The organism is Companilactobacillus allii, assembly GCF_001971585.1.
Lineage (GTDB): Bacteria > Bacillota > Bacilli > Lactobacillales > Lactobacillaceae > Companilactobacillus > Companilactobacillus allii.
Genome location: NZ_CP019323.1, coordinates 99,517 through 116,421, shown reverse-complemented (window position 1 = coordinate 116,421; position 16,905 = coordinate 99,517). Strand labels below are relative to the sequence as shown.

Genomic DNA, 16,905 nt, shown 5'->3' with positions numbered 1-16,905 from the left:
TTTTTTCTGTATAGTCCAAAAAACGACATTTACTTATGTAATGTCGTTTTTTTTGCTATATACGAAGACTGAATGTGCTCTGTCGCACTCTATATAGTTGCAACAATTTTTCCGATAGTTTTGTGTTCAGAAATCTTTTCTAATCCCAATGGGATATCTTCAAAAGAAATTTTTTCCGAAATAATTGGATCAAGTCTTTTTTCTGAAATCAACTTAACTAATTCTTCTGCCATTACCGCCAGATCATCCAATTGATTAATGTAATTAGATTGATGTACACCACCAAGATTCAATCCCATAATGCTTTGTCCTTTTGAAGAAAGATTATAAGTGGAAATATTAGGAGTATCTAAAATACAAATCAGTGCTCCATTGTATGCCAGTCTAGGTAGATCAGAATTACCATTATCAATATCATTAATAATAATATCAACTCCATTGTTATTAGTTATCTCCGAAATTTTTTTGTCAATATCTTCATTATGATAATCAATTATATAATCGGCACCTAATTTTTTTACAATATCCTTCTTGTGCTCAGAAACTGTAGTTATAACTTTTAAACCGGCAATTTTTGCGAGTTGAATTGCAATTGTTCCAACACCGCCAGCGCCGGCGTGAATCAATATGTTTTTCTTGCCAATTAAGCTAGCCTTTCTATAGATAGCAGAGTATGCAGTAAGACCACTACATAAAACTGAAGCCGCCTCCTCATAACTAACGTTGTCAGGAATATTTGCAACGACATTATATTTTGCTTTTGCATATTCTGCATAGCATCCTTGATTAGTTAGATCGTTATGAAAGAATACTCTATCACCTAATTTGAAATTCCTGGGATTCTTTGTACCCAATTGTACAATTTCTCCAGCAACATCTAATCCTAGTATATGTGGATAACTCCAACTTGGACTATGTTCTTCAATTAGTTTATAGTCCACAGGATTCAGTCCTAGTGCATGAACCTTTATTAAGATTTCATTATCATTGATGATTGGTTTTGATAATTGCGTCAATTTAATATTTGCGATATTTTTATCATTCTTAGAATTAAGTACTAATGCTTTCATAAATATAACCTCCAATATTAATATATAGTATAGCAATCAAAATTATGATTAGTTTAAAAAAGCTTGTATTAATGTGCACATTACTTTATATTATTTAGTAATCAAGTACTCAATAATGTTATGTAGAGGTTTATTATGGATAGTTACGATATAGCCATATTTAGATTAGTAAATAATATGGCTGGATTTTCTAAAATCACTGATGATATAGGAATTGTTTTTGCCAAATATCTAGTTTATGCACTTGCAGTGGCAATGATTTATCTTTGGTTCTTCAAGAGAAAAAGCATTAGAACTAGAAAAATGTTAATAATGGGTTTTATCTCATGTATTATTTCAGAGTTAATTGGTAAACTTATTGCTGGTAATATTTATTATCATCGACAACCTTTTGCAGTATTACCGCATGTACATCAATTGATTGTTAAAAATGTTGGAAATAGTTTTCCTAGTGATCATACGATAGTCTTTTTTAGTATCATGACTATTTTTTTTATTTATTCTAAATCCAAAGCCAAATATGGATATTTAATTTTAGCAGTATTAGTTGGTATATCAAGAATATTCGTAGGAGTACATTATCCTATAGATGTCTTTGTTGGAGCTTCAATTGGCACAATAGTAAGTATTATAAGTTATCAATATCTATTTAATTCTAAATTTTTGAATAATCTACTTATTTTTATTAATAAAAAAGAAAATAGTATATTCAGATCTAGGATTAATAGTAATTAGCATTCATATTCTGTAAAATATAGTTAATGATGTCTAGTAAGAGGATTTGACCTAATGAATAAGGAAATGTTAAAGGGAACAATAGATTTATTGATTTTAGCGGTACTAAAAGAAAGCGACAACTATGGTTATCAAATTTCAAAGATTATAACTGATAAATCAGATAAAACTTTTGAAATTCAAGAGGCGACATTGTATTTAGCACTCAAACGTTTGGAAAAACAAGAATGCGTAGAAGCTTACTGGGGTGAGAAGACCCATGGGGGTAAGCGTAAGTATTATCATATTACGGATTTGGGAATTGAGCAGTTGAGTACAATGAAAGATGATTTTCAGTCTTTAGCAACCGTTGTTAAAAAGTTTATGTGAGGAGAGAAAGATGAATTATTTTTCGATCAAACAAATAAGTTATAAGGCCATTTTAGTCGTTTCTATGATATTGTTTTTTGTTTGTTACTATTTGGATAAGGTAATTGATCCGTCTAATACAGAGTTTGTTTTTGTCGTTGGATATATGTTTGCCATAATGTTAGCAGCATTTTGGTCAATTATTAATTATATTGATCACTTGAGGATAAATCCTTTGTACAAAACTTATGATTCTATTGATCAATTTATTCGAGATCTTGATACGACAAGTGATGAAAAAATGGAAATAAGAACAATGATGGTTGACTATGTTACCGATCAAAAGGAATTGGGCAAAAATGAAAATACTGCAATAGCGGAGATTATTAGTCAATTTAAGAATGAAGAATTGCATAAATCAAATAATATGGATGTTTTTTTTGTTCATGTACATAAATATTTGTTGGGATTAGGACTTATATTAATAATTGCGGGATTATTTGTTTACCTTGTAGCCAAAATTCTTAATGGTAATGTATTGTTATTAGTTTTACAAATTACATTATTTTGTTATGCAGCTGGATTTTTTATGTCATTTGTTATGTATAACATTTTAAATAAGGTACTAATAAGAAAGTAGTTGCTTCTTCATACTTATTTCATGAGATAATGATATAATTTTTCTGCAAAAGGAGGAATTAAATGTTCACATTAATGGCAACAAATGCATCAAGTTCAACACCATTGTTGATTGCAATTGGTGTGGCAATCCTGGTAATAATTTGGTTGTTCATCAAGACTGGAGCAGCGTTGTTACGCCATCCATTTATAGGAATTATTCTTATAATATTTGGTGTATTAGGTCTTTGGAACTTTTTCATCGTTGGAATCGGTATTATCGTAGGTGGAATAGTATTTTTAATATTAACTTCGTTTTTTAATGGGTAAAAAATAATAGGGTCCTAAATCTCGATATTTCAAGATTTAGGACCCTATTTGTATCTAAAAATCAACAGTATCTAAAATTATTACTGGTTATTTTTAATCGAGGGGGACTAAAAATTACGGACATAAATGATTAGACAATAAAACTAATTTACTAATAAATCAGTTTTATAAATTGATAACTTTTAGAAGTACTTCTGAAACACGTTTTCTTTCGTCGTCAGATAAACTAGATAGATATTTAATCAAATCAAGTGTGTAAATATCTGACAATTTTTGATCAATGAAAAAATCTGACAGTTGCATATTCAATGCAATGGCAATGTCATTTAGCTTTTTGATTCTCACATTGTCTACTTCACCACGTTCAATTCGTGAAATGAAGCTCTCTGAAACACCAGATATTTCTGCTAATTGCTCAATTGTTAAATTTAAAGATTTCCTGCGTTCTCGGATAAGTTTACTTATTTTACCAAGCATTAATGCACCTCCAGTCCAAAATGTTTCCCTTTAACGATAGATTAATTGTTTTGTTCATTGAAGAGCAAGTGTGAGACATTAGTTTATCAAAAAAAGGCATATTAGCACAACATTAAGCGTTAACAAAATAATTTTTCACAAACGAATAAAAATACATGATTTTCGCTGTGTTAGTGGTAATAATATGGCAGTAATGATTTTTTAATAGGTATTTGACCCCTAAAAAATCTATTGATAGTTTAAACCAATAACCTTAAAAATAACTAAAAAAGATATAATTTGTGATTTTTTTTTTTGATTCACAAAAGTATTTACATGTTTTTATGAATATTAGGTATTCTAATCCTTCATTTTAGCCGGTAAATGTAAAATGAAATTGTAATAATAATCAAAATTAAAATATCTCGAGAAAGAATCTTTGACAATTAATTAGATTATTGTAAAAATGAGTGTGAATTCGTTTTCATAACCAAGACATATATAAAAGGAAGTTTTAGAAAATGACAAAAATGATAGCTGGTCAAGCACTAGTAAAGGTATTAGAAGAATGGGGAGTTAACCATGTTTATGGTATTCCTGGTGGTTCAATAAATCATACAGTTGAGGGACTTTATCTAGAAAAGGACAAGATCAAATATATTCAAGTAAGGCATGAGGAAGTTGGTGCAATCGCAGCATCAGCTGACGCTAAGTTTACTGGAAAGATTGGTGTAGCATTCGGATCAGCCGGTCCTGGTGCAACACACTTGTTTAATGGCTTATACGATGCAAAAATGGATCATGTACCAGTCCTTGCTTTAGTTGGACAAGTTCCTCAAACAGCTATGAATACAAATTATTTCCAAGAAATGGATGAAACACCTATGTTTGCTGACGTTTCAGTATATAACCGTACTGTAACCACAGCTGACCAGATTCCATATGTAATTAATCAGGCGATTCGTGAAGCATACAGACAAAAGGGAGTTGCCGTAGTAACATTACCAGAAGATTTAACAGCTGAAGAGATTGATTATGTATCACCAAAGACACCAAAAGTTGTTGAAAATGATTATTCTCAAACAATTAATCCAGAAGATATTTCAAACACATTGAAGATGCTGAAAGAAGCTAAACATCCGATAGTATATGCTGGACGTGGATTGCTAGGTGCTAGAGATACTTTAACAAAATTCTCTGAACAATTTAATTTACCAGTTATGAATACAGTTCCTGCAACAGGAGTAATTAGCACAGATCATCCCAATTTTATTGGTACGTTCGGAAGATTAGGAACAAAGTCGGGATTTGAAGCATTGCAACATGCTGATTTGATTCTATTCCTTGGTTCCGAGTTCCCATTTGCAGGATTTTGGCCAAAGGACTTGAAGATTATTGAGGTAAACAATAATCCTTATGATATTGGTAAGACTGTTGATGTTGACTATGCAATTATCTCTGACGCCAAAAGTTATCTAGAAGCACTTATTGATACCGGTGAGACTTTGCCGGCAGGAGATTGGCTTAAATCCAATCAAACAAATAAAGCAAACTGGGATAAATGGTTAGATAAGTTGGCCAAAGATGATTCTAACGGTTTAAATCCAGAGACAATCACATCAAAAATGGCTGAAATGGCCGGACCAAATGATACTTATGGTATTGATACTGGTAATGTTTCAGAATTTGGTGTTCGTGGTTTACCAATGAATAAGAATCAACGCTTTGCTTTATCTGGATTATTTGCAACAATGGGCTTTGGTGTTCCATCTGGTTTAGCTGGTGCCCTGAGTGTTCCAGATGGACAAGCTTGGACAATGTCTGGTGATGGAGGCTTTTCAATGGTCGCTCCAGATATCATCACTGAAGCACGTTATGGTTTACCAGTTATTAATGTCGTTCTTTCTAATGAGAGATTAGGCTTCATATATTATGAACAAGTTGCAACTAAACAACATCTTTATGGAGTAGATTTAACTGGTGCAGATTGGGCTAAAGTTGCTGAAGGATTAGGTGGAATTGGATTTACAATTACATCAATTAAAGAAGCTGATGACGTATTCAAGCAAGTTAAAGAATTGCAAGAGTCCGGTAATAAAAAGCCAATTGTAATTAATGCTGTTATCAAACAAGATGATCCAGTAGCAACTGCCTTTATGCCACTTGATGCAAAATTGTATGGTCAAGATGCTGTAGATGAGTATGCTGCTAAATATCATATTGATCCATCAGTTCAACCATCATTAGGTGAAATTTTGAGATCCAAAGGTGATAATTTATAAAATTTTGAATATCCGTGATGTAATATCATGGGTATTCTTTTTTTGTTTTTGTGGGATAATTGATTTATTAGGAGTGAGTTAATTATGCAAATTGCAGATCAAAACGTTTTATATGAAGCTTTATTTGCTGGAGAGAATAATATTGAAGTAGTCGGGGATGCGTATGAAATTTGTAATTCAGTGTTGCAATCACAAATCTCTGCGACAGGTAACGATTGGTCAATAACTGGATCAGGTGGTTGGTTGGCAATCTTCAGTGGCTTTAACCAGTCTATTAAAAGATTATTCATGAGTTCATCTAGTAAGCAATTAGAGAATTTGAAAAGAATTATTATTAATAAATATGTAATTCGTAGAACAAAAAAGGAAAATACCTATCTTCTTGAATTAAAGCATAAAAAAAATGTGCGAAAATAATACTCACACATTTCTCATATTAACCAAAGTCACCGGAAATATAATCCTCGGTGGCTTTTATTTTTGGATTTGTAAAGATTTTTCGGGTTTCATTATATTCAATAACGTGTCCCATATGGAAAAAAGCAGTGTAATCACTAATTCGTGAAGCCTGTTGCATATTATGTGTAACAATTATTACGGTTAGATTTTTACTGAGTAGTTGAACAGTGTCTTCTATTTTTGAAGTAGAAATAGGATCCAATGCACTAGCCGGTTCATCTAATAATAGAATATCAGGCTTCATGGCGATTGATCTAGCAATGCAAAGTCGCTGTTGTTGTCCACCAGAAAGTGCTAAAGCACTAGAGTCCAGTTCGTCTTTTACTTCTTCCCACAAAGCGGCATCTTGTAAGCTAGTTTCTAATCTTTCTTCAAGCTCGCTTTTGTCGTGAATACCATTTTCTTTAAGAGCAAATTGAATATTATCTCGAATCGATTTAGCAAAAGGATTAGGACGTTGAAATACCATACCGATATGCTTTCTTACTTCATATACGTTTGTTTTTGGATCGTTTATGTTTACGTTACGATACATTATCTTGCCGTCTACTGTTGCAATTTTATCATTCATACGATTTAGACAACGAAGATAAGTGGATTTTCCAGATCCTGAGGCGCCAATTAAAGATATTATTTTGAATCTAGGAAAATTAAGACTTGTATCAAAAATTGCTTGGTTTTTTCCATAAGATACTTGAACATTTTTTGTTTCAATCGCATTTTCAGCATCGATTTTAATAAAGAAGTTATCGTTAAAGTCATATGTTTTCAAAATATCATCTCACTTTGCAGCCGTTATTTTTTTATAGATTCGATTACCAATGAATCTGGCACTCAGATTGAAGAGCAAAATCACTATGATCAAGACAGCAGATGATCCAGCTGAGATTATATGGGCATCAGGGGTCACTGATTCAGTGTTAACTTTCCAAATATGAACTGCCAATGTTTCAGCTGGTCTCATGGGGTTTAAAAAACTACTAGCACTAAAAATATTCCAATTAGTGTAAGAAACTTCTGGTGCACTTTGACCGGCTGTGTAAATTAAAGCAGCGGCTTCACCGAAGACTCTACCAGAACTAAGAATGACACCTGTTAAAATACCTGGTAGAGCTTCAGGTATGATGATTTTTGTAATTGTTTTCCATTCAGATAATCCTAGCGAGATTCCAGCTTCTTTTTGAAGATTTGGTACAGCGTTAAGAGATTCTTCAATATTCCTAGTTAATAGTGGGAGATTGAAAAAGGTTAAGGCAATGGCACCGGATAAAATAGAAAATCCGAAGTGAAACTGATTTACCAGTAGTAAATATCCAAATAATCCAACAACAACAGAAGGTAATGAACTTAGAACTTCAATTGAAGTACGAATTATATCGGTTATCCAGTTATCTTTGGCATATTCAGCTAAATAGATACCAGCTCCAATAGCGATTGGAAACGAAATAATTAAAGTTAAAATTAACAAGTAAATCGAGTTAAATAATTGATCACGAATACCACCACCGGCACTAAAGGATTGTGCTTGGGAAGTTAAAAAGTGCCAAGAAATATCGGGAACACCGTTAATTAAAATATATCCCAGTAAGAAAATCAGTATCATAATTACCATAGCGACTAGGCAATAGATAATTCCGGTTGCAATTTTGTCTGTACGTTTAGGATGCATTTTTTATGTTACCTCTCTTTCCTAAGAATCTAACGATCATGTTGAAAATTAAAGACATTAATAAAAGAATCAAGGCAAGTGACCATAAGGCATCATTTGGAAGAGTACCCATTACAGTATTACCAATATCGGTTGTTAATTTACTTGTCAAAGTAGAAGCTGGTGATACTAAATTTTTTGGCATCAAAAGTGCATTACCAATAACCATTTGAACTGCTAGAGCTTCACCAAAGGCACGTGCCATACCAAAAATAATGGCAGTGAGTATTCCAGGTGTTGCAGCTCTAAGAATAACTTTGTAAATAGTCTGCCATCTTGTAGCTCCAAGTGCTAAAGATGCTTGACGATAGTGCATGGGAACTGACTTTAAACTATCAACGGTCAATGAAGTAATGGTTGGTAATACCATGACAAAAAGGACTAGTGTTCCTGATAATATACCAAATCCAGTACCTCCAAATATGTTTCTTATGAATGGGACTATCAATGAAAGTCCGATAAATCCATAGACAACAGAAGGAATACCTACCAATAATTCAATAACTGGTTGTAGGAACTTGGCACCATTTCTTGCTGAAATTTCGGTCATGAAGATTGCCACTCCAATTGCAAAAGGGGTAGCGACTAAAGCTGCAAGTAAAGTAACACTAAAAGAGGTTACTATCATTGGTAAGGCACCAATCATGGGTCTGCCTTTACTATCCAGATTTCCTGGTTCCCAGTTAGATGTAGTTAAAAATTGCCAAATATTTACATGATCTCTAGTAAATGTGGCAATTCCTTTTGATGCAATGAAATACAATATACATGCAACCAAAAGAATAATTAAACCAATACATGTATAACAAATTGATTTACCTAGACGTTCTTGTCTGGTGGCTTTTGAACTTTGTTGTAATTTTTTTTGAATATCATCCATTTGGAGCCTCCTATAAATTGAGACATAAAAAAAGAGATTCCGACAAGTCAAAAACACTACTAGTCAAAATCCCTCAGAATTACTTGTTAGAAACATTACCTTTGGCGTCTTTTTGAACTTTCATATCATGAATACTAATGTATCCCATCTTACCAACTAATTCTTTTTGAACTGCACTTGAGTCCATGTATTTCAAGAATTTAGCTGTTGCACCTTTGGCATCACCTTTTGTATACATATGTTCATATGACCATATAGGCCAGTCACTTGTTTCAACATTCTTATCTGTAGGTTTAATGTCATTGATTGAGACAGCTTGAACTTTGTCGTTTAAGTATGAGAATGCTAAGTAACTTATAGCACCAGGTGTGCTTGAAACAATTTTTTGAACAGTACCATTTGAGTCTTGTTCTTGTGATTTAACCGCTTTGCTTCCGCCTAGTACGGCATCTTCAAAAGTAGCACGTGTACCACTACCTTCGGCACGGTTAACAACTGTAATTTCTTGATCTTTACCGCCAACATCTTTCCAGTTTGTGATTTTACCAGTGAAGATATTTTTTAGTTGTTCCATAGTTAAGTTCTTAACACCGGTTTCTTTATTGACAACTGGTGCCATACCGACAACTGCAACCTTGTGATCAACTAACTTCTTAGCATCAATTCCATCTTTTGATTCTGCGAAGATATCTGAATTACCGATTGAAACTGAACCATCTTGGACTTGGCTTAAACCAGTACCGGAACCGCCACCTTGCACTGTAACGTTGATCTTACTATTGTCCTTTTGGAAATTGCTTGCTGCTTTTTCAACCAATGGTTGTAGAGCGGTTGAACCAACAACTGTAACTTTACCAGAAGCACTAGAGTCTGCTGAACTTGTACTGCTACTACTCTTGCTACTGTTACTACAACCAGCTAACACGGCAATGAAAGCACCGAATAAGATAATTGCAGAAATGATATTTTTCTTCTTCATAATTAACCCCTTGTTAACAATATTTAGTACTTACTAAAAATATAACTTGTTAATGTATAATTCTTGTTTGTCTTTTGTAAAAATTGTGTAAATGTTGAATTTATTTATTTGTTCAAGCATATAAGTTTGGTTGTTAATTTTTTTCTTAAAAATCAATTATTCAATTTGTATTGGTCTATATCAAATTACAATATTCAAATTACGCAAAATAGATTACGATAATGTGTTATTAAGTTATAATCAATTAGCAAGGTTGTAAATACGGCGAAACCACTTATCTGTTCTTGTAATTCTATCCATAGTGGTAATGTCAGTCGTGATAGATGACAATCATTGCAATACAGATGACTGGAAGGAAGTTTGGATAGATGCGACCATTGGTGCTATTAAGCAAAAATTTACCATTATTTATAGAAATGAATAGTTACTGCAACAGTCAGGGGTGGTTCATACATAATATGACATCACCGCAAAAAACTGTTGAAATGGTGGATAACAATAATGTATCAGGACTCATCTGGGATCTAGCTACAACTGATTTACAAACATCATTAGAAATATTGGAAAAGATTCGAAACAAAGTTGATGGTCCTATTATTGTGTTGTCTCCAATAAAAAAAAGAAACGAACGTAAATTATTTTATGATATAAATGTTGATTCATATCTTGTTGCACCCCTAGAATATCCAGAATTGATTGCTAAATTTAAACAACTGTTTTGGGTATATGATAAGTTTGCTGTTAATGAAGCTAGAAAACAATTATCTAGAGACACTAATACAACTGTTAAATGTCATGACTTATCAATTGATTTGAAACATTATCGCGTTTCACAATCAGGCAATGATTTGGGATTGACACCTAAAGAATTCAGTATTTTGTGGTATTTAATGCAACATAGAGGACAGGTGTTAAGTAGAGACCAGTTGATAGCTGGAGTTTGGGGTTATGATAATGCTGGCTCAACTCGTACGATCGATATTCACATTAGTCATTTACGGGATAAATTAGAAAAGAATCCGCAGGAACCACAGTGGATTAAAACCGTAAGGGGATTTGGATATATTTTAAATAACGATTATCCATTAGTTTCTGTGGAATAAAAACAATCTGAACTATTTACTAGGTTATCAGGTTAAACAGTTCAAAAGTAATTCAATACATAGACTTAAAAAGTCCTCTACTGTTAGATTCAAAATCTAATAGTAGAGGACTTTTTTTAATTATATTGAACTGCGGAATTTAGTTTATGTCGATTACATAAATATAGAATTACAGTTAAAGGAATAATAATTAACATTAATGGATAAAAGAATCTAAGTGGAAAAATAGTTGGTAAGATTCCACCGATGATTGGTCCCAGTGACATGCCGATGTCGCTTCCCAAATAATAAGTAGCATTGGCAAGGCCTTGTTCTTCTAGGGGAGCTAATAATAGTGAGGTTGATTGGGAGACAGAAACCATAACTCCAAAGCCGAGTGCCATTAAGCCAGCTGCTAATATCATTTCAAAGTTATTTCGCATAATTGATAAAAGAAGTATATAACCAATTGTTGCAGTTATACAGATAGAAAACCAAATACCAAATGGAATAGTATCAAAATAATTTTTTAATATAATCCGAATAACAATCAAAACAAGCGAATAACATAAAAAGAATAGACTTACGTTAATATTCAAATGACGTTCTTGAACGTATATAACAATGTCGGCTTGGGTAACGAAGTAAGGAATAGATAACAAAGAAAAAATTATTGCTACTGGTAGTGCATCACGCTGAATAATCTTAAAATGTTGGTCCTTCATTGATTCAACTGAAGGTTTTGCACGATTGTGGATAAATTGAATGACAACTACCATAGCTATAGCACTCAAGGCTGCAAGCACTATAATAAATTTATACCCCATAAGTTTATAGATACTTATTGCTAGAGCAGGGGCAATTGCCATCGCGAGGGCGTTTAACAATCCATAGTACCCCATTGCTGCACCAAGGTGCTGGCGTGGAACTAAAAATGCCATCCATGTTGCAAGGCAAACAGTACATAAAACGAAACCTAAACCGTTGATGATTCTAAAGGTCAATAACCAAGTTGCGTTGAAAGCAAAAAGGTAACCAAAGTCACTAATCGCACACAGGCTACCACCGATTAGCGCTAAATGATATTTAGAAACTCGATCGGTTAAATTTCCAGCAAAGGGTCTTAAAAACATTGAAGTAATACTCATAATTCCTACAATGATGCCCGCAAAAGCACTACTTATCCCTAAATTACGTGCATACCCATTGATTAGTGGATTAACTGATTGAATACTAAATTGATAAAAAAATGTTGCTAACATAACACAAATAATATCTTTTGAAAAAAATGAAAATTTCTTTGTCAAAGTTTGTTCCTCTTTTTGAAATCTATTTTAGCCAAATTAAAAAAGGTGTTTGATCACCTTTTTATGAGTTTTATTATGGACGAGAGATGTCTTTAAATAGTTCTAGTACCAATTTTGCATGTTCAATTCCGTTATAAGGTCTTTGTCCAATATCTTTGATAATTAATTTATCTGCCGTCGTAGGTGACCATAACTTTTCGTAGTGATCAGTCGCAAAGTTAAGCAATGTTTGACTAATAAAACTATCGCGTTTGAGTTGCTCTTGACTAGCATTAGGTGCAGCTTGTCCGACAATACCGTACATATCTGTACCATGATAAGCTGGGGAACCTTCAACTGGTCCAACGCTTAGTTGATAAACACGTCCACCAGCTTTAGCATGATCATGTGCTTCACGGATAGCTGGTAAAGTGAAATTATAATCTGTATAGAATCTGGTTCTGACATTAAGTGGTTGCTCTTTTCCAGCTCCACAATGTAAAGCAATATCTTCAGCTTGTTTACGTGGTATATGGCAATCATAAATCATTTCATCAATCACAGCTTCAATTGTTTTAGGGTCGACGTTATCCGGAATGTTAGCAGCATACCAACTTGCTTCGTCCGTTGTTGAAGTTATTATTAAATCAATATCTTTATGCTGTCCACCTTTAATAATGTCAGCGGGATTTGCTTTCAAAACTCCATTTGGCAAAAATTCGTCATCGACAATTCCAATTGAATTGGTATTTAAATTACCACGTTTCAAAACATCAGTTGGTAACGCTTGATTAACTGTATCAATCAATAATTTGTTATCAATGGTTAATAATTGTTCCGGTGAAGTAAGTTCTAGTTTTTCTAAAACTTTATGTGTTAGTTCTTCAGCCCACCAGGCTGGAATATAACGTGCTGCATAGCCGGAGAATGCTGCCAATTTATTGTATAATCCGTCAGCTTCAGGCACAGCCAAAAGTGTTAACAATGAGAAAGAGCCAGCACTATGACCTGTAAGGGTGACACGATTAGAATCTCCTCCAAAGAGATCAATATACTGATTAATCCATTTCAAAGCTAAGACGATGTCTTGCAAACCTAGATTACTAGCATCCTTGAACTTTCCACCATATTGGGATAACTCAAGCCAACCAAGGGTCCAAGACGGTAATTGATGGAAACACCGATGGCCTTACCACTGGCCACTAATCCAGATAAGTCTGATGTATCTTGAGAATTGGAACCATAAGTCCAACCACCACCGTGAATATAGACCACAACTGGTAATTTTTCGTGGGAATTATCTGGATCCCAAATATTAAGATTTAAGCAGTCTTCACTTTCACCTTTGTCTGAGGTTAAAAAAGCGGGATCTGTAAATTGTATTGAGGCTGGTCCACTTTGACTGTAATCATATTTGGATTCAAAAGGAACAATTTGTGCTTTTTGAAAGCGCTTTGCAGTGCCGTAAGGGACTCCGAGCCATTCTTTTACATTGTTAAATTTTTTACTAGGATGTGACATTCTAAATCCCTTCTTTTCACTTTTTTAAGTATTATTTAATTTTAAACTATACCCTAACGTTATAGTCAAATGGATTTTTAACATAAAGAACCCTCTAGCTTGAACAAACATCCAAACTAGAGGGTTCTTTGAAGTAAATTTTTTATGCTTTTTTCTTGTTATGTAAAATACGAATGATTTTATCAAGCTCGGCGACTGATAGAACTATGATACCACCGATAACTGCTAATCCCCATTCCTTGAGTCCTATTGGACCTGTATGGAAGATGTCTTGCATGAATGGTACATAAGTTAATATTAATTGTAAAATCAACATTAATCCAACAAAGATGAAGACATAGATATTGGAGAATAGTTCTTTTGATAGAGCGAGTTTTGGTGTTCGAATATTAAATAAGTAGAAAATTTTGCCGACTACCAAGACGTTTACCATTGTTGTACTAGCAATAACAGTACTGAAACCACTTTGGATCATCCAAGCATCAATAACCAAACTAACTCCAGCTATTAACATTGCAACGTAAGCCATTTGGAATATATCATGTCGATTCATGAATTTAGCACCAGTCTTTCGTGGTGCTCGGTTCATAATTCCATCTTCGGCAGGTTCAAATATCAATGCAAACTGAATCGTTATAGCTGAAACCATATTGATCCACAAAAGCTGTGTGGGATGTAGTGGAATATCGTTTTTAGTAAGGATTGCGTAGGCAACTATTAAACCTTCAGAAAAGGAGATAGGTAATAAATACAAGATACTCTTTTTAATGTTATCAAAAATTCTTCTACCTTCACGGATAGCAGTAGAAATAGTTGCAAAGTTATCGTCAGTTAGAATCATATCTGCAGAGTCTTTAGCTACGTCAGTACCTTTTATACCCATGGCAACACCAATATCGGCTCGTTTTAAAGCAGGGGCATCATTTACGCCATCACCAGTCATGGCAGTAACTTTATTGCTTTTTTGGAGAGCTTCTATAATCTCAATTTTGTTACTTGGTGTTGTACGAGCGAATACTTGGTTCTCATTGGCTGCTTCAACTTTTTCTTCATCGGTTAATTTATCCCATTCCAATCCAGTGATAGCGTGAATCTCATCTGCTAAACCTAATTGTTTACCGATCGACTTGGCGATAATCGCATTGTCACCAGTTATCATTTTTACATCCACACCGGCAGTATTCATAACCTTAAGAGCCTCAATAACTTCTTCTCTAGGTGGGTCGATAATAGCAACCAGTCCTAAGAAATTGATACCATCGGTGATGATATCATGAGTTATCTCGTTAGTTGTTTTCTTTTCGTTTTCGTATCCAACAGCAATAACACGTTTTCCGTCTTCAGAGAATCGTTTGACTCTTTCAAACCACATGTCAAAATCAAACTTAGGGTCATTCTTTTTGGCCATCTCTAACAGTTTGTCAGGAGAGCCTTTAACAAAGAGTGTTCTATTATCATCTTTATCTTTGACTAGCTTGGCCATATATCTGAATTCTGAATCAAATGGTAAAATGTCTAATTCTTCATATTTAGGTTCGTTTCCGTAGGGATGAACTTTATGATATAGAGTTAAAAATGCACCATCAGTAGGTTCACCATTAATTATCCATTGTCCATTTTCTTTTGTTAATTCAGTATCATTGGCCTCAAATCCAGCCTCTAAGAATAATTCTAACTTATCATCTATTTCAACTGGCTGACCGTTTTTGGTTATTTGACCATCTGGACGATATCCTGTACCACTTACTTGATATTCCGTGTTACCAATCATTATGTCGGTAACAGTCATTTCATTTTGTGTTAATGTACCAGTTTTATCAGTTGCAACCACATCTACAGATCCAAGTGTTTCAACTGCTGGAAGGGTTTTAACAATTGTATTTTGATTTTTGGCCATATCACTAACACCTTTAGCCAAAATTACAGATGTAGTGGCAGGTAATCCTTCGGGAATGGCACCAACCATCATAGCAACAACGGCTAAGGCAAGAACGGATACTGAGTAAGTATCAAAAATCAACCCAATGATGAAAATAGCAATTGAAGCCGCTACGATAAAGTAAGAAGTGTTGGTTCCTAATTTATCTATTATTTGCATTAATGGTGTTTTACGTTCTTTTACAGAGCTGACACTTGTAGATATTTTACCAATTTCAGTATCTGAACCAGTAGCTACGACTAGTCCGGTACCACTACCGTTTGTTACAGAGGTAGATGCGAATGCCATATTTGTTTGATCAGCTAATGATACAGCTTCTTCTTCAATAGCATCGACGGTCTTTTCAACTGAGTTAGCTTCACCAGTCAATGCTGATTCCTGAATTCTTAAATTATCAGAATCTACTATTCTTAAATCAGCTGGTACGTTGTCACCGGCTTCAAGAAAGACTAGATCACCAACAACAAGCTCAGTAGCGGGAACGTCTTTTCTTTGACCTTCACGATAAACAGTAGCGTTGGTCGATAGCATATTTTTTATTTTTTCAAGTGCATCTGAAGCGTTAGTTTCTTGGTAGTATCCTATTAATGCATTGATAATGACCACTAAACCAATAATCACTGAATCAGAATAGTGTCCCATAAGTAGGGTAATTAAAGTTGAAGCAATCAAAACGTAAATGATCATACTCTTGAATTGTCTAAAGAATATTTTCCATTTTGATGTTTTATGTGCCTCTAATTTATTAGGGCCGTCTTTTATGAGCCGCTGTCCGGCATCCTCGTCAGTTAAACCTTGTTTGAAGTCCTCAATATTATTTTGTTCCTGTAATTCACTTAATCCCATTTGAAAAAATTTCTTTTTCAATTTTTTCCTCCTCAAAATTTGTAAAATTAGGGTTAAAAAAAGCACATTGCCATGATGACAGTGTGTACTAAATAAACTAGGTTATTTTGTTACCGGATATAGTTGTGATATTCGCTTTCAGTCCAGCTACACTCCTTTAGATATATTCTAATTATAAAGTAACAGGTATTTAAAATTATGTCAAACTTAATAATTATATTAGAAAAAAATTATAGGTAATAAATACTAAAACTTTATAGATTTTAAATCCAATTCAGGTAGTATACCAATATATCACAAAAATATCTTAAATTTTAGAATGAAAACGGTTAATGTGCTTTCATAGGTATATACCTATGAAATTAA

General features: G+C 33.7%; 17 protein-coding genes. 7 read left to right on the top strand and 10 right to left on the bottom strand.

The window, feature by feature from the left end:
• Positions 1-89: 89 nt before the first annotated feature.
• Positions 90-1,070, bottom strand: coding sequence for a zinc-binding dehydrogenase (locus BTM29_RS00600; protein WP_076613649.1), 981 nt, complete (start codon positions 1,068-1,070; stop codon positions 90-92).
• 135 nt (positions 1,071-1,205) lie between these two features.
• On the opposite strand from BTM29_RS00600, the gene BTM29_RS00595 reads away from it, so the two are divergent.
• From BTM29_RS00595 to BTM29_RS00580, 4 genes are all read left to right on the top strand, one after another.
• Positions 1,206-1,805: an undecaprenyl-diphosphatase gene (locus BTM29_RS00595; RefSeq protein ID WP_076613648.1), complete on the top strand. Its 600-nt coding sequence runs from the start codon at positions 1,206-1,208 to the stop codon at positions 1,803-1,805.
• 54 nt (positions 1,806-1,859) lie between these two features.
• Positions 1,860-2,174: a PadR family transcriptional regulator gene (locus BTM29_RS00590; RefSeq protein WP_076613647.1), complete on the top strand. Its 315-nt coding sequence runs from the start codon at positions 1,860-1,862 to the stop codon at positions 2,172-2,174.
• Positions 2,175-2,184: 10 nt separating this feature from the next.
• Positions 2,185-2,793: a hypothetical protein gene (locus BTM29_RS00585; protein WP_076613646.1), complete on the top strand. Its 609-nt coding sequence runs from the start codon at positions 2,185-2,187 to the stop codon at positions 2,791-2,793.
• A gap of 62 nt (positions 2,794-2,855) precedes the next feature.
• On the top strand, positions 2,856-3,101 hold the full coding sequence (locus tag BTM29_RS00580; protein ID WP_076613645.1) for a hypothetical protein: 246 nt from the start codon (positions 2,856-2,858) through the stop codon (positions 3,099-3,101).
• A gap of 165 nt (positions 3,102-3,266) precedes the next feature.
• On the opposite strand, the gene BTM29_RS00575 is transcribed toward BTM29_RS00580, so the two are convergent.
• On the bottom strand, positions 3,267-3,578 hold the full coding sequence (locus BTM29_RS00575; protein WP_076613644.1) for a helix-turn-helix domain-containing protein: 312 nt from the start codon (positions 3,576-3,578) through the stop codon (positions 3,267-3,269).
• Between the two features lie 500 nt (positions 3,579-4,078).
• Between BTM29_RS00575 and BTM29_RS00570 the strand changes: the two genes are divergently transcribed.
• Both BTM29_RS00570 and BTM29_RS00565 read left to right on the top strand, forming a co-directional pair.
• Positions 4,079-5,839 carry a thiamine pyrophosphate-binding protein gene (locus BTM29_RS00570; RefSeq protein ID WP_076613643.1) on the top strand — a complete coding sequence of 587 codons (1,761 nt, stop codon included), beginning with the start codon at positions 4,079-4,081 and terminating at the stop codon, positions 5,837-5,839.
• 84 nt (positions 5,840-5,923) lie between these two features.
• Positions 5,924-6,256: a hypothetical protein gene (locus BTM29_RS00565; RefSeq protein WP_076613642.1), complete on the top strand. Its 333-nt coding sequence runs from the start codon at positions 5,924-5,926 to the stop codon at positions 6,254-6,256.
• Between the two features lie 19 nt (positions 6,257-6,275).
• Here the strand turns inward: BTM29_RS00565 and pstB are convergent, their stop codons facing one another.
• The 4 genes from pstB to BTM29_RS00545 all read right to left on the bottom strand — a co-directional run bounded on the left by pstB (position 6,276) and on the right by BTM29_RS00545 (position 9,865).
• Positions 6,276-7,070, bottom strand: coding sequence for a phosphate ABC transporter ATP-binding protein PstB (pstB, locus tag BTM29_RS00560; protein WP_076613641.1), 795 nt, complete (start codon positions 7,068-7,070; stop codon positions 6,276-6,278).
• Positions 7,071-7,079: 9 nt separating this feature from the next.
• On the bottom strand, positions 7,080-7,967 hold the full coding sequence (gene pstA / locus BTM29_RS00555) for a phosphate ABC transporter permease PstA (protein WP_076613640.1): 888 nt from the start codon (positions 7,965-7,967) through the stop codon (positions 7,080-7,082).
• Positions 7,957-8,886, bottom strand: a complete 930-nt coding sequence (gene pstC, locus BTM29_RS00550) for a phosphate ABC transporter permease subunit PstC (RefSeq protein ID WP_076613639.1) — start codon at positions 8,884-8,886, stop codon at positions 7,957-7,959. Before pstC ends, pstA begins: the two co-directional genes overlap by 11 nt.
• Before the next feature lie 79 nt (positions 8,887-8,965).
• Positions 8,966-9,865 carry a phosphate ABC transporter substrate-binding protein gene (locus tag BTM29_RS00545; protein WP_076613637.1) on the bottom strand — a complete coding sequence of 300 codons (900 nt, stop codon included), beginning with the start codon at positions 9,863-9,865 and terminating at the stop codon, positions 8,966-8,968.
• Positions 9,866-10,323: 458 nt separating this feature from the next.
• Here BTM29_RS00545 and BTM29_RS00540 point away from each other — a divergent pair, with 458 nt between their 5' ends.
• A complete protein-coding gene (locus tag BTM29_RS00540; RefSeq protein WP_225972213.1) occupies positions 10,324-10,968 on the top strand; it encodes a winged helix-turn-helix transcriptional regulator in 645 nt (214 codons plus the stop codon).
• A gap of 116 nt (positions 10,969-11,084) precedes the next feature.
• Here BTM29_RS00540 and BTM29_RS00535 read toward each other — a convergent pair whose 3' ends face one another.
• The 4 genes from BTM29_RS00535 to BTM29_RS00525 all read right to left on the bottom strand — a co-directional run bounded on the left by BTM29_RS00535 (position 11,085) and on the right by BTM29_RS00525 (position 16,560).
• The gene (locus tag BTM29_RS00535) at positions 11,085-12,254 is read right to left on the bottom strand and encodes an MFS transporter (protein ID WP_076613632.1); all 1,170 of its coding nucleotides are present in this window, start codon (positions 12,252-12,254) and stop codon (positions 11,085-11,087) included.
• Between the two features lie 73 nt (positions 12,255-12,327).
• Positions 12,328-13,326 carry a carboxylesterase family protein gene (locus tag BTM29_RS00530; protein ID WP_250637851.1) on the bottom strand — a complete coding sequence of 333 codons (999 nt, stop codon included), beginning with the start codon at positions 13,324-13,326 and terminating at the stop codon, positions 12,328-12,330.
• 2 nt (positions 13,327-13,328) lie between these two features.
• A complete protein-coding gene (locus BTM29_RS13025) occupies positions 13,329-13,754 on the bottom strand; it encodes a carboxylesterase family protein (RefSeq protein WP_211333763.1) in 426 nt (141 codons plus the stop codon).
• A gap of 142 nt (positions 13,755-13,896) precedes the next feature.
• Positions 13,897-16,560 carry an HAD-IC family P-type ATPase gene (locus BTM29_RS00525; RefSeq protein ID WP_076613630.1) on the bottom strand — a complete coding sequence of 888 codons (2,664 nt, stop codon included), beginning with the start codon at positions 16,558-16,560 and terminating at the stop codon, positions 13,897-13,899.
• Positions 16,561-16,905 lie beyond the last annotated feature (345 nt).